Source organism: Mycobacterium sp. NGS33 (genome assembly GCF_059812885.1).
This window is the reverse complement of the sequence record NZ_JCALDN010000001.1, coordinates 92921-105529: the sequence shown is the minus strand read 5'-3', so window position 1 is coordinate 105529 and position 12609 is coordinate 92921. Positions and strand designations below refer to the sequence as shown.

At 66.3% G+C, this 12609-nt stretch carries 10 protein-coding genes; 5 read left to right on the top strand and 5 right to left on the bottom strand.

All coding sequences use genetic code 11. The features are described 5' to 3' along the window. Positions 1–7: 7 nt before the first annotated feature. Complete coding sequence (locus tag AC5Y5B_RS00425) at positions 8–1591, bottom strand: mannosyltransferase (protein WP_500002595.1); 1584 nt, start codon at positions 1589–1591, stop codon at positions 8–10. A 284-nt stretch (positions 1592–1875) separates the two neighbouring features. On the opposite strand from AC5Y5B_RS00425, the gene AC5Y5B_RS00420 reads away from it, so the two are divergent. Further along, a complete protein-coding gene (locus AC5Y5B_RS00420; RefSeq protein ID WP_112634451.1) occupies positions 1876–2319 on the top strand; it encodes a universal stress protein in 444 nt (147 codons plus the stop codon). 18 nt (positions 2320–2337) lie between these two features. On the opposite strand, the gene AC5Y5B_RS00415 is transcribed toward AC5Y5B_RS00420, so the two are convergent. Beyond that, complete coding sequence (locus AC5Y5B_RS00415; RefSeq protein WP_500002587.1) at positions 2338–3015, bottom strand: MBL fold metallo-hydrolase; 678 nt, start codon at positions 3013–3015, stop codon at positions 2338–2340. 143 nt (positions 3016–3158) lie between these two features. On the opposite strand from AC5Y5B_RS00415, the gene uvrA reads away from it, so the two are divergent. Then, on the top strand, positions 3159–6071 hold the full coding sequence (gene uvrA / locus AC5Y5B_RS00410) for an excinuclease ABC subunit UvrA (protein ID WP_500002582.1): 2913 nt from the start codon (positions 3159–3161) through the stop codon (positions 6069–6071). A gap of 9 nt (positions 6072–6080) precedes the next feature. Here uvrA and AC5Y5B_RS00405 read toward each other — a convergent pair whose 3' ends face one another. Then, complete coding sequence (locus tag AC5Y5B_RS00405; RefSeq protein ID WP_500002578.1) at positions 6081–6329, bottom strand: hypothetical protein; 249 nt, start codon at positions 6327–6329, stop codon at positions 6081–6083. Between the two features lie 266 nt (positions 6330–6595). Here AC5Y5B_RS00405 and AC5Y5B_RS00400 point away from each other — a divergent pair, with 266 nt between their 5' ends. Beyond that, the gene (locus AC5Y5B_RS00400) at positions 6596–7312 is read left to right on the top strand and encodes a hypothetical protein (protein WP_500002575.1); all 717 of its coding nucleotides are present in this window, start codon (positions 6596–6598) and stop codon (positions 7310–7312) included. A gap of 125 nt (positions 7313–7437) precedes the next feature. After that, entirely contained in the window at positions 7438–8040 is a 603-nt protein-coding gene (locus tag AC5Y5B_RS00395) for a class I SAM-dependent methyltransferase (RefSeq protein WP_112634447.1), read from the top strand. Between the two features lie 24 nt (positions 8041–8064). Here AC5Y5B_RS00395 and AC5Y5B_RS00390 read toward each other — a convergent pair whose 3' ends face one another. Both AC5Y5B_RS00390 and AC5Y5B_RS00385 read right to left on the bottom strand, forming a co-directional pair. Next, positions 8065–9930 carry a putative bifunctional diguanylate cyclase/phosphodiesterase gene (locus tag AC5Y5B_RS00390; protein ID WP_112634446.1) on the bottom strand — a complete coding sequence of 622 codons (1866 nt, stop codon included), beginning with the start codon at positions 9928–9930 and terminating at the stop codon, positions 8065–8067. Positions 9931–10082: 152 nt separating this feature from the next. Next, positions 10083–11474, bottom strand: a complete 1392-nt coding sequence (locus AC5Y5B_RS00385; RefSeq protein WP_112634445.1) for a cytochrome P450 — start codon at positions 11472–11474, stop codon at positions 10083–10085. 273 nt (positions 11475–11747) lie between these two features. Here AC5Y5B_RS00385 and AC5Y5B_RS00380 point away from each other — a divergent pair, with 273 nt between their 5' ends. Continuing rightward, positions 11748–12590: a class I SAM-dependent methyltransferase gene (locus AC5Y5B_RS00380; RefSeq protein WP_500002571.1), complete on the top strand. Its 843-nt coding sequence runs from the start codon at positions 11748–11750 to the stop codon at positions 12588–12590. The last annotated feature ends 19 nt before the right edge of the window (positions 12591–12609 follow it).

Here is a 12609-nt window from a genome sequence, read left to right as displayed (position 1 = left end):
GCCGACATCACCGCGTGGACTTGACGACCTGCGAGTAATGGAATTGCCACCGTTCGACAATGCGGAAGCCCAGATAGCCCGGGAATCGATACGCCGGCGCGCGCCCGAACGCGGTGCCCGGCGGTAGCGACGGGCCCGCTTGATGGTCCGGCAGCGAATTGTCTTTGTTGGTGATCGTCCAGATCGCCGGGCATTTGTTGATTTTGGCGGTCGTCAGCCACACGGCGACGTGCCCGTCCCACAGCGATCCCACCTTCGGCCCGTACACGCCGCGCTCCACGTCGATCAACGACCGGAAGGCCGCCGGGCGGGTGGCCAGCAACGCACGAATCGGCCCGGGCCGCCACGGCACGGTGTTGTCCACCATCAGGCAGTCGCCGGGGGCGGCGTGCGAGCTGATCAGGTCGGCGACCTGGCTGTAGTCCCAGCCCTCCTTGGCGTACGGCCACCGCTGCACGAACAGGTAATTCGGCACGGCGGCGACGGCGAACACCAGCACCGCGCCGGCGATCGGCCAGGGTCGGCGGGCGACGGTGACGACGCAGACGGCCAGGACGACGGCCATCGCGGGCGCGGTGAAGATCAGGTAGCGCGGGTAGTAGATCGGCTCGATGACGGCCGAATAGACGACGACCAGCGCGGTGGGAATCACCGTCCATGCCGTGGCGATGATCAGCAGCCGGCGTAGGTCGCCGGCCGGGGACGGCACGCCGGCCAGCCGGGTCGCGACCGCCGCGACGATCAGGACCGCGCTGGCGATGGCGAAGGCCACGCTGTGGTCGAAGTACTGGCGCAGGATGATGTCGAACGCGTAATGCCAGCTGACGGGGTAGATCCAGTTGACCTGCCACACCTGGTTGTGCGCGAAGAGGATGAACGGCGTCATGGCGGCCACCGCGACGACGGAGCCGCCGGCCCACCAGAGCACCCGAGATCTGCGGGCGCCCTTCGGTGCGAGCAGCGGCAGCATGGCCCCGTACACCGGCACCAACAGCACCAGGTTGAGGTTGAGCAGTATCGCCAGCATCAACCCCAGCGCGTACCACACCCATCCGCGCGGCCTGCCGCGCCGGACGGCGGCGACGAACAACACCGTCAGCCAGGCCGCCGCGGCCGCCACGAAGGCATACGGACGCGCCTCCATGCCCGCCCAGGTGGTGCGCGGCAGGATGGCGAAAATCGCGCCCGCGCATATCGCGGTGGGCCGGGTGGAGAACTGCTTGGTGAACACCGTGACCCCGGCGGCGGCGGCCCCGACGGCCAGCGAGCTCGGGAAACGCGACCAGAACTCGGTGGGCGGGAAAAGGGCGAACCAGCCGTGCATCAGCAGGTAGTACGCCCCGTGGACGGCGTCGATGTGGCCGAGCAACCGCCACAGCTCCGGCAACGTCCGGCTGGCCGACGCCGATATGGTCGCCCCCTCGTCGAACCAGAGCGACGGACGACAGGCCCACGCGGCGCTGACAGCGGTGGCGAACAGGGCGATCGCCCACGGGTCCAGCAATCTGCCGCGGGTCCTCGCGGGCCCGGGCTCGGCGGCGGCATCCCCGGCGCGCGGCTCGAGGGTGGGCTCGAGGGTGGGCATGGACATGATGCTTGTTACTTTAAGGCGCGGCCCACCGAAGGGCTCACAAACTGCGTCCGGCGCATCCATTGTTCGTGGCGATATTCACGAAAAGCGGCTTAATGCAATGTTTTCCACGTTGGCCGCGCGCTTTTGATTGTTTTGCCATTGCCGATATTGTCCGTTGGCCCAGCCCACACCCGTAAATTGCGGGCGCGCCACGCCGCGCGGTGTGGCTAATCTGTCTCCTGCGCATCGAGCAAACGCGCTACTGTCTTGGGTTGGCTGACCAACCGAAACTGGGAGGGTAAATGGGCGCCTATCGGACTGTGGTGGTAGGAACCGATGGCTCGGATTCGTCGATGCGCGCGGTAGAGAAGGCGGCACAGATCGCCGGGTCCGACGCCAAGCTGATCGTGGCGTCGGCGTATTTGCCCCAACACGAGGACGCCCGGGCGGCCGATGTCCTGCGGGACGAAAGCTACAAGGTTTCGGGGACCGCGCCGATTTACGCGATTCTGCGTGACGCCAAGGACCGCGCCCACGCCGCCGGTGCGAAGAACATCGACGAGCGACCCATTGTCGGGGCCCCGGTCGACGCGTTGGTGCACCTCGCCGAGGAGGAGCAGGCCGACCTGCTCGTGGTCGGCAACGTCGGCCTGAGCACCATCGCCGGCCGGCTGCTGGGGTCGGTGCCGGCCAACGTCTCGCGTCGGGCCAAGACCGACGTGCTGATCGTGCACACCACGTCCTAGCGTCCCGACGCCGGGCGGCTACCAGCCCCGCTCGCGCCATTCGCCCAGGTGGGGACGCTCGGCGCCCAACGCCGTGTCGTCACCGTGGCCGGGGTAGATGACGGTGGAGTCGTCGTAGACGTCGAACACCCGGGTGCTGACGTCCTCGATCAGCTGGGTGAAATCGCCGGGCTGCCAAGTCTTGCCGAGGCCGCCCGGGAACAGGCAGTCGCCGGTGAACAACTGGGTGACACCGCCGGTCGCCGGGCCGTCCAGGGCCAGCGCGATCGATCCCGGGGTATGCCCGCGCAGGTGGATGACGTCGAAGGTCAGCTCACCGATCTGCACGGTGTCACCGCCCGACAGCAAACGGTCCGGCTTGACCGGCAGCGGCTCCGCGTCGATCTCGTTGGCGGCCGTCGGCGCGCCGGTGGCGGCGGCCACCGCCTCCAGTGCCTGCCAGTGGTCGAAGTGCTGATGGCTGGTCACGATCAGCGACAGCTTCGGCGCGTTCTGCCGGATCAGATCGAGCAGGAGGTCCGCGTCGTTGGCGGCGTCGATCAACAGTGTTTCGCCGGTAGCGGAACAAGTGATCAGATACGCATTGTTGTCCATGGGGCCGACCGAGACCTTTAGGATCGTGGCGCCGGGTAGGGTCCGGCGGGCCGCGGTGCCGGGGTCGACGTGTCCGGTGTAGTTGTCGTCCACTGCAGTCATACCGGTCACGCTACTGGTCAAAACTTGCTTGTCGGTATGGGCACATAGCATGGAATGCGCCGTGCGCAATTCCGGTTCGGGATGCGCACTTGGGCTACCAGGAGGCCACGAGAAGTTGCCAGAGAGTTCTGAGAGGGGCAGCGTTGGCTGACCGTCTGATCGTCAAGGGCGCCCGCGAACACAACCTGCGCGGCGTCGATCTCGACCTGCCCCGCGACGCGCTGATCGTCTTCACCGGGTTGTCGGGTTCGGGGAAATCGTCGCTGGCCTTCGACACGATCTTCGCCGAGGGGCAGCGCCGCTACGTGGAGTCCCTGTCCGCCTACGCGCGCCAATTCCTGGGCCAGATGGACAAGCCCGACGTCGACTTCATCGAGGGACTGTCGCCGGCGGTCTCCATCGACCAGAAGTCGACCAACCGCAACCCGCGATCGACCGTCGGCACCATCACCGAGGTCTACGACTACCTGCGGCTGCTCTACGCGCGGGCCGGCACGCCGCACTGCCCGATCTGTGGCGAGCGGATCGCCCGGCAGACCCCACAGCAAATCGTCGATCAGGTCCTGGCGATGCCGGAAGGCACCCGATTCCTGGTGCTCGCGCCGGTGGTGCGCACCCGCAAGGGCGAATTCGCCGACCTCTTCGAGAAACTCAACGCCCAGGGCTACAGCCGGGTGCGGGTCGACGGCGTCGTGCACCCGTTGACCGACCCGCCCAAGCTGAAGAAGCAGGAAAAGCACGACATCGAGGTGGTGGTGGACCGCCTCACCGTCAAGGCGTCCGCCAAGCAGCGGCTCACCGATTCCGTGGAGACCGCGCTGAACCTGGCCGACGGCATCGTGGTGCTCGAGTTCGTCGACCACGAACACGACGCGCACAACCGGGAGCAGCGGTTCTCCGAGAAACTGGCCTGCCCCAACGGGCACGCGCTGGCGGTCGACGACCTGGAACCGCGGTCGTTCTCGTTCAACTCGCCCTACGGCGCCTGCCCGGAGTGCAGCGGCCTGGGCATCCGCAAGGAGGTCGACCCCGATCTGGTGGTGCCCGACCCGGAGCGCACCCTGGCCGAGGGCGCGGTGGCCCCGTGGTCGACGGGCCACACCGCGGAGTACTTCACCCGGATGATGGCCGGCCTCGGCGACGAGCTGGGCTTCGACGTCGACACCCCGTGGCGCAAGCTTCCGGCCAAGGCCCGCAAGGCGATTCTGGAGGGCTCCGACCACCAGGTGCATGTGCGGTACCGCAACCGGTACGGGCGCACCCGGTCCTACTACGCCGATTTCGAAGGCGTGCTGGCGTTCCTGCAGCGCAAGATGGCGCAGACCGAATCCGAGCAGATGAAGGAACGCTACGAAGGATTCATGCGTGACGTGCCCTGCCCGGTCTGTGAGGGCACCCGGCTCAAGCCGGAGATCCTGGCCGTGACGCTCGCCGCGGGGGACCGGGGCGCGAAGTCCATCGCCGAGGTCTGCGAACTGTCGATCTCGGACTGCGCGGACTTCCTGAACGCACTCACCCTCGGCGTCCGCGAGAAGGCGATCGCCGGTCAGGTGCTCAAGGAAATCCAGTCGCGGCTGGGCTTTTTGCTCGACGTCGGGCTGGAGTACCTGTCGCTGTCGCGCGCCGCGGCCACGCTGTCCGGCGGTGAGGCGCAACGCATTCGGCTGGCCACCCAGATCGGGTCGGGTCTGGTCGGCGTCCTCTATGTGCTCGACGAGCCGTCCATCGGGCTGCATCAGCGTGACAACCGCCGGCTCATCGAAACCCTCACTCGCCTAAGGGGTTTGGGCAACACGCTGATCGTCGTCGAGCACGACGAGGACACCATCGCGCACGCCGACTGGATCGTCGACATCGGCCCGCGGGCCGGTGAGCACGGCGGCGAGATCGTGCACAGCGGCACCTACAGCGAGCTGCTGGCGAACAAAGACTCGATCACCGGCGCCTACCTGTCGGGCAAGGAACGCATCGAGATGCCCGCGAAGCGGCGCCCGGTCGACAAGCGGCGGCTCACCGTCGTCGGCGCCCGCGAGCACAACCTGCGCGGCATCGACGTCTCGTTCCCGCTCGGCGTGCTCACCTCGGTGACCGGGGTGTCGGGTTCCGGCAAGTCGACCCTGGTCAACGACATCCTGGCGGCGGTGCTGGCCAACCGGCTCAACGGCGCCCGCCAGGTTCCCGGCCGGCACACCCGGGTCACCGGGCTCGACCACCTGGACAAGCTGGTGCGGGTGGACCAGTCGCCGATCGGCCGCACACCGCGGTCCAACCCGGCCACCTACACCGGGGTGTTCGACAAGATCCGCACCCTGTTCGCCGCCACCACCGAGGCCAAAGTCCGTGGCTATCAACCGGGTCGGTTCTCCTTCAACGTCAAGGGCGGCCGCTGCGAGGCGTGCACCGGTGACGGCACCATCAAGATCGAGATGAACTTCCTGCCCGACGTGTACGTGCCGTGCGAGGTCTGCCACGGCGCCCGCTACAACCGCGAGACCCTCGAGGTGCACTACAAGGGCAAGACCATCTCCGAAGTGCTGGACATGTCCATCGAGGAGGCGGCGGAGTTCTTCGAGCCCATCACCGGCATCCACCGCTACCTGCGCACCCTGGTCGACGTCGGGCTGGGCTATGTGCGGCTCGGCCAGCCCGCGCCCACACTGTCCGGCGGCGAGGCGCAACGCGTCAAGCTGGCCGCCGAACTGCAGAAGCGCTCGACCGGGCGCACCGTGTATATCCTCGACGAGCCCACCACGGGTCTGCATTTCGACGACATCCGCAAGCTGCTGAAGGTCATCAACGGCCTTGTCGACAAAGGCAATACGGTCATCGTCATCGAACACAACCTGGACGTGATCAAGACCTCCGACTGGATCGTCGACATGGGTCCGGAAGGCGGCGCCGAGGGCGGAACCGTTGTCGCGGAAGGCACTCCGGAGGATGTCGCCGCGGTGCCGGAGAGCTACACCGGCAAGTTCCTCGCCGAGGTGATCGGCAGGGGCCCGGCGGCATCGGGCGCCCCGCAGCGATCGAACCGGCGTCGCAAAGTCACCGCCTGAGCCCGCGCGTCAACCTTTCTCGGGCTTCATCGCGTCGCGAATCTGGGCCAGCCGCTCGGCCGCGGCGCGCCGTCGTTCGTCGTACTGTTTGTCGACCGAGCGGCCCTCGGGTGATTCCGCATCGAGCTCGGCGGCGCCCTGCGCCGTCGCGTACCGGGCCTCGATCTGATCGCGCACCGACTCGAAGGTCGGCACACCGGAGTCGTCGTAGTCCGGGCCGGGTCCGCCGGCCCCGGAAGTGGTTGGTGTGTCGGGCATGCCGTCACGGTACTGCGACGAGCGGTCGAAATCGCGTCGGCGTTTTGAATGCGGAAGCGTCAATATCGGTGTCGCCGGACGGTCGCGGCCCCGCCCACCAAAACAAAAGGTACACAAGGGTCTTTTGCGCCCTATGCCCTGGCTGAGCGGTCGAATTCGTCCGTTTATGTCACAATCCCTTTGGTTAATTCGTCGCGAGTCGAATTAGCAAACCAAACCGTTCAAAAAAATACCCGTTAGTAACGGCGAATAAGCGGAGGTCACGTATGGAAGCGGCGCAAATCGCGGAGCCCGGGATTGCCGGCCCGTGGTCGGAATCGGGGTTCGGTTGGCACGATCACGCGACGGGGTGCCGGGTCATCGCGTCGACACCGGCCGCGGAGCCTGATCTGTGGAATCAGTACTTGGAAGGCGCGCTGAACAGCTATCGCCGGCACGGGCTGGATTGGGTGCTTGACCTCGAGCACATTCAGGACGGGGTCGACACGTCCCTGTTTTTTGCCGCGCTCGACCCACACGGGCGCGTCGTCGGCGGTACGCGTGTCGTCGGGCCTTTGCGCTCGCCGGAGGACTCCCACGCTCTCGAGGAATGGAAAGGCAACCCGGGTCTTCCGTTGCTGCGCCATATGATTTCCAACCGGCTTCCGTTTGGCGTCGTGGAGGTGAAAAGCGCGTGGACTAATTCTCGCGAATATGGCAATCGGGCGTTGTCCACGGTGCTGGCCCGCACCGCGCTGCCGATGATGACGTTGCTGGGTGTTCAGTTCGTGATGGCCACCGCGGCGGCGCACGTGCTCGAGCAGTGGCAGTCCTCCGGGGGTGTCGTGGCCAACCGGGTGCCTGCGGCGGCCTATCCCACCGAGGACTACCGAACCAAGGTGATGTGGTGGGACCGCCGCACCATTGCCACCCACGCGGAACCCGGTCAATTCAAGCTGATGTGCGCAGAGAACGCCGAAATCCTCAACCGCATCTCGGCGTAGCGGGAAATGACGTGGTGCCGAGGCGTTCCCGGCTGCCCGCGACAGTGTGCTAGGTCGTCGCATCCCACCGGTGAAACCGGGAAGCCGCTGTCGGGCCGGTTGGCGCGAATGTCATCATTGCGGCTATGGCTTCTCGACACACGCGATTTCGGTTCTTCTACCGGATCGGCTTCACGCCGTGGGAGGGCCACCCGATCGGCCAAGGTCTGCGGGATCTCGTCGAGGGAACTGGGGACACGCCCGCGCTGCGCACCGGGCGGGCCCTCGACGTCGGCTGCGGGACCGGGGACTGCGCCGTCTACCTTGCCCAGCGGGGCTGGCAGGTCACTGCGGTCGACTATGTCGCGAAGCCGCTTGAAAAGGCGCAAGCGAAGGCCGGCAAAGCCGGTGTCTCGGTCGACTTCGTCCGTGCCGACGTGACGCAGCTGAGTCAGTCCGGGATCGGAACAGGCTTCGACTTGATCGTCGACAACGGTTGCATCCACAACATGAGTGGCGCCGACCGTGAGGCGTACGTCCGGGAAGTCGGCGCCGTGGCGGCACCGGGCGCGCGGTTGTTCATTGCCGCGTTCCCTCCCGGAGGCCGGTTCGGCGTGCCCGGCATCAGTCACGCCGAGATCCAACAACGTTTCACTCCCGACTGGACGCTGTTGTTCACCGGCGACGAGCAGGAGCTCGACGATAGGAAGACCCGGGCGTATTACTACCTGCTGCAATATCGCGACTGAGCGCGTGCCGTGGGTTCGGCGGGTTTACACCGCGTTCCCTGTTCCCGGGAACCGGGTGGTGGAGAAGTTCATCGGTATGGCGCGCTTGGCCAGGAGCGACTCCATTGCCACGCTGTCGAGGGGGCGTGACAGCAGAAAACCTTGTGCGCGATGGCATCCCAGGCTGAGCAGCCTCTCGGCCGCGGCCACGGATTCCACCCCCTCGGCGACGACATCGAGCCCGAACGCGTCGGCCAGGGCCATCGTCGAGCGCACGATCGCCAAATCGCCGGCGTTGGTATCCAGATTTTGGACAAACCCTTTATCGATCTTCAGCGAATCGACGGGCAGAGATTTCAGATAGGTCAACACGCTGTAGCCGGTGCCGAAGTCGTCGATGGCGATCTGTACCCCGACGTCCTTCAAGCCGAACAAGGTCTGACGTGTGGCGTCGATATCCTGGACCACAACGCTTTCGGTGATTTCCAGACATACGGTGCTGGGATCCAGCCCGAACTCGTCGAGGGTGGCCGCGACCGTGTCGACGATACCGGCGGTGACGAGCTGCACGGGGGATACGTTGATGCGAAGCACCATGCCGTTGCCGACACCGTGTGACCGCCAGAGCCCGAATTGCGCGCACGCCGAGCGCATTACGAGGCGGCCCAGTTTGGCACCGAGGTTGATCGATTCCACGACCTGGATGAACGAATCGGGCATCAGCAGCCCCAGAGTCGGGTGTTGCCAACGTATTAGCGCCTCGGTGCCGAGGATCTCGCCGGTGCGCATGTCAAACTCCGGGAGGTAGTGCAGCACCAACGCGCCGCCACCGCCCTCGATCATCCCTTCCAGGTGCAGCTCGATGTCGTTGCGGATCATGTCTGTCGTCGACATTTCCGGGCGGAAGGTCGCGACGCTGTTGCCGCCGGACGCCTTGGCCGACCGGGTGGCCTGGTCGACCCGCCGTAGCAGGTCCGACGTGGTCTCGTCCCCGGGTAGGCCGGCCGCGACGCCGATACTCACGGTGCGACTGAGCGTCTCACCGTCGATGGGAATCGGCAGGTGGACCCGATCGTGCAGCGAGCGGGCGAACGTCTCGGCGGCCTCGACATCCATGGCCGCGGCGGGCACGACGCCAAACTCGTCACCGCCGAAACGGGCGATGACGGAGGGAATCTGGGTGGCCTCGCGCAGCAGCGCGGCGAAGTTCTCGATGAATCGATCGCCAGCGTCTTGGCCGAGGCGACCGTTGATGACCTTGAAGCGGTCTATGGCGAGGAACACGACGGAAACCGGCCCGGGCTGCCCCTTCTCGAGCCGGTCGTCGAGGTACGCGATGAGCGCCCTGCGGTTCAGCAGTCCGGTGAGTTCATCGTGCTCAGCGAGGTAGTGAATTTGCTGTTCGGCGACGACGCGGGCCTGCAGTTGCGCGAAAAGCGCGGCGATCGCCTGTAGCGCGTTGAGTTCTTCGGCTAACCATTCACGGTCGCCGAGCTTGCCGAAGGCGAGCGTGCCGGTGGTGACGTCGCCGGACAGCAGCGGAACAGCGGCCAGCGAGACGGCGGGAGCGCCAGTGCCCTCTTCGATCCGGTGCTGATAGTCGGCGTTCTCAGGCTCGGGACGGACCACCTCGGGCGCCTTGAGGTGTTCGGTGCGCGCGAAGATGGAGTCGGCGTCGGCGAAATACACCAGACCGATCGGGTCCGGGTCGGCGTTGCGTGGCGGGAATTCGGCGATGAGGCGCGTCGCGCGGATGGTGTGGTCGTTGTGGCGCAGGAAGCTGAAGTCCACCCCCAGGTCGCGAACCAGGTTGCCGAGCACGCGTTGGCTGATCGCGGCAGAGTCCGCCACGGTGGCCGCCATCAACTCGGCGGCGGCAGCGGTGACCAGGTGGTCCAGGGTGCCCGACATTGCCCTAACCGTAGCGGTAACCGCTGCGCTGCGTTTGGCATTGCATAGGGTGTCTAGCAATGATTCGCTCACGTTGACGCCCGAGTGTGATCAAGACCGCATGGGCTCGGCTCCGATGAGCTTTCTCGACGAGGGAACGCGGCGCAAGCGCGTTAGCTGGTCGGCGCACCGGGCGAGCGACGCGGTCGAATGCGAGCGCGCACCGGACCGCCGGCAATCATGGTGAAGTGCAGCGCGAGCGGAAATTCGTCGTCGAGAGAGCGGATTTCGGCTCCTCGGATGAGGGTTGCCAAGGCGAGCGTCACTTCGAGCATGGCGAAATGGTCGCCGATGCAGGAGCGCGGTCCGCCACCGAAAGGCACGTATTGCCACCGATCGAGCGCCTTGAAGTGGTGGGGACTGAACCTGTCGGGGTCGAACCGGAGGGGATCCTCCCAAAGTTGCGGGTCGCGCTGTACGGCCATCCGCCCAACGATGAGCATGGTGCCCTTGGGCACCCGATAGCCGGCCACCGCGACGTCGCGAGAGGCCATGCGCGTGCCGGTGGGGGCCGGCGGGCACAGGCGAAGCGACTCCCGTATCACCTGCATCGTGTATGCGAGGTGGGGTAGGTCGTCAGACGTCAGTGGCCGATCCGGTAGGGCTGCGACTTCGGCGGCAACGCGCTCTTGGTAATCGGGGTGATGTCCCAGCGCCCAGAGGGCATAGGTCAAGGCCGTCGTCGTGGTGTCGTGGCCGGCGAAGAGGAACATGACCAACTCGTCGCAAATCTCCTTATCGGTCAACCGCTTTCCGGTTACCGGATCCTGCGCCGCGATGAGCGCGTGGACCAGGGGTGCGACTCGTGTCGGGTCGGCGCGACAGTCCCGCAAGATCTCTTCCGTCAGAGCGTGGAGTTTGGCGCTTGCCGATCGGGCGCGCCGCCGCGCCGGTGTGGGCAACCAGCGAGGCGCCCGAAGCGGATTCGTCGCGCGCCTGACCGCGTAGGCCAACGCGACCCGTAGCGGCTCGACAACCTCGCCGGCCCGTTCTTCCAGGTCGAGTCCGAGCACCGACCGGCCAAGCGCGCGCAACGTGATCGTGCGGCATTCGGCGTCCAGATCGATGACGGCGCCCTCCTGCCACCCCTCGCTCACCGATTGCGCCGCCTGTTCCATGTGACCGCCGAACTCGCTCACCCGCTGTTTGGTGAACACCGGCTGTAGGGTGCGCCGACGTGACTTCCATGGCTCGAAGGGAAGATCGGTGAGACTGGCACCGATGATGTGGCGCACCTGCTCGAAGACCGGTGTGGTCTTGTCGACGGAATCGTCTTTGGTACTGAGGATGTCGCGGATGGCTTCCGGAGACGTCGCAAGCACCATCGGTGGCATCAGCCATCGCGGCCCCAGGGTGAAAAAGCTCACCCGGCCGCCGGCGTCTCGCAGCCTTTCCGTTCCCGTGCTGAATTCGCGCACCGCCGCGAGGCGCTGACGAAAGGGCATCGGGTTCACCGGCGGCAGGGGTAAGTACTTGATTTCGTCACTCGCAAGGGCCTGAACCACGCCTACCTCCCGCGGATAATGATGTTGCCTGTGCCGATCCAATGGGACCGCGCAGGCCAAAAGCTTGCCGGCCCCCGCTGACCGGACAAGTATTCCAGCACATCCGTTTCGACGCGGCGAATTCACCGGGCTGCCAGTGAAATTGCAGGGACGGGTTGATAATCATGTACGACAGTTGGCCCAGTGCTCGTCGGTAGCCAGAACCTGACTCGAAATCGATGACGCGGACTCCATGAAAGGTCGAGGGTGAAGAGAATTCGGCCCCTGTGGCGGATGCCCGGCATCGTCTTGCGTGAGCGGTCGCATCCGGCGGGGCGTGAGCGCATTCCTGAGCCGATGGTGGTGGACGACCCGGAGTCGGTGGCCCAGTTTCACACCGGTGGCGGATCCAACCCGGGGATGCTCGCGGTGTACGACTTGTGCGCTCGCGCGCTTGATGCGCTGCTGCCGCCCGGCGGCCACCTGCTGGACCTCGGCGTCGGGTCAGGCCGCGCGCTCAGCGCCGTCCTGCGCCGACGGCCCGACGTTCGGGCCACCGCCGTCGATCTGGCCCCGAACATGCTGTCCACGGCGCGAGAGCTGTTCGACGCCGAGGGCCTGGGGGAGCGTGTCGACCTTCGGCAGGACGACATCACCGCATTGCCGGATCAGATTTCAACACGTCGGTGGGACGCCATCTCCTGCATGTGGACCCTGCATCAGCTACCGGACTTCGACACCCTGCGTGGCGCCCTCCGACAGATCGCCGACCTCCAACGCCGCAGCGGTGCGGCGGTGTGGATTTCCGATTTTCAGCGCCTGCGCGACCCGGAGGCCGCCCCCAAGATGCTGGAGATCGCCGACCCCGCCTCGCCGCCCGTCCTGCGCCAGGATGCCATTGCAAGCGAGGCGGCGGCGTTCACCTTCGCGGAACTGTCGACAGAGCTCGCGGCAGCAGGACTGCACGAAATGCATTGCGGCCATTCGACACCGGTGCCCTATCTGCAGGCGTACTGGACATTCGGGTCGCGCGGCGAACCGCACGGTGTGACCGGCACGCGCGACCCCGCATTGCGGGGGAGGGCCCGCCGCGAGTCGGCCTTGTTGCGGTGGGGATTCACGGCGAAACCGTTCTGAGGTGCTGTGGCGCCGATGG

Bases quoted from the DNA above. Each gene is read 5' to 3' on its own strand.
- AC5Y5B_RS00380 (WP_500002571.1), top strand. From the start codon at position 11,748: ATGCCCGGCATCGTCTTGCGTGAGCGGTCGCATCCGGCGGGGCGTGAG.
- AC5Y5B_RS00390 (WP_112634446.1), bottom strand. From the start codon at position 9,930: ATGTCGGGCACCCTGGACCACCTGGTCACCGCTGCCGCCGCCGAGTTG.
- AC5Y5B_RS00420 (WP_112634451.1), top strand. From the start codon at position 1,876: ATGGGCGCCTATCGGACTGTGGTGGTAGGAACCGATGGCTCGGATTCG.
- AC5Y5B_RS00395 (WP_112634447.1), top strand. From the start codon at position 7,438: ATGGCTTCTCGACACACGCGATTTCGGTTCTTCTACCGGATCGGCTTC.
- AC5Y5B_RS00405 (WP_500002578.1), bottom strand. From the start codon at position 6,329: ATGCCCGACACACCAACCACTTCCGGGGCCGGCGGACCCGGCCCGGAC.
- AC5Y5B_RS00415 (WP_500002587.1), bottom strand. From the start codon at position 3,015: ATGACTGCAGTGGACGACAACTACACCGGACACGTCGACCCCGGCACC.
- AC5Y5B_RS00425 (WP_500002595.1), bottom strand. From the start codon at position 1,591: ATGTCCATGCCCACCCTCGAGCCCACCCTCGAGCCGCGCGCCGGGGAT.
- AC5Y5B_RS00400 (WP_500002575.1), top strand. From the start codon at position 6,596: ATGGAAGCGGCGCAAATCGCGGAGCCCGGGATTGCCGGCCCGTGGTCG.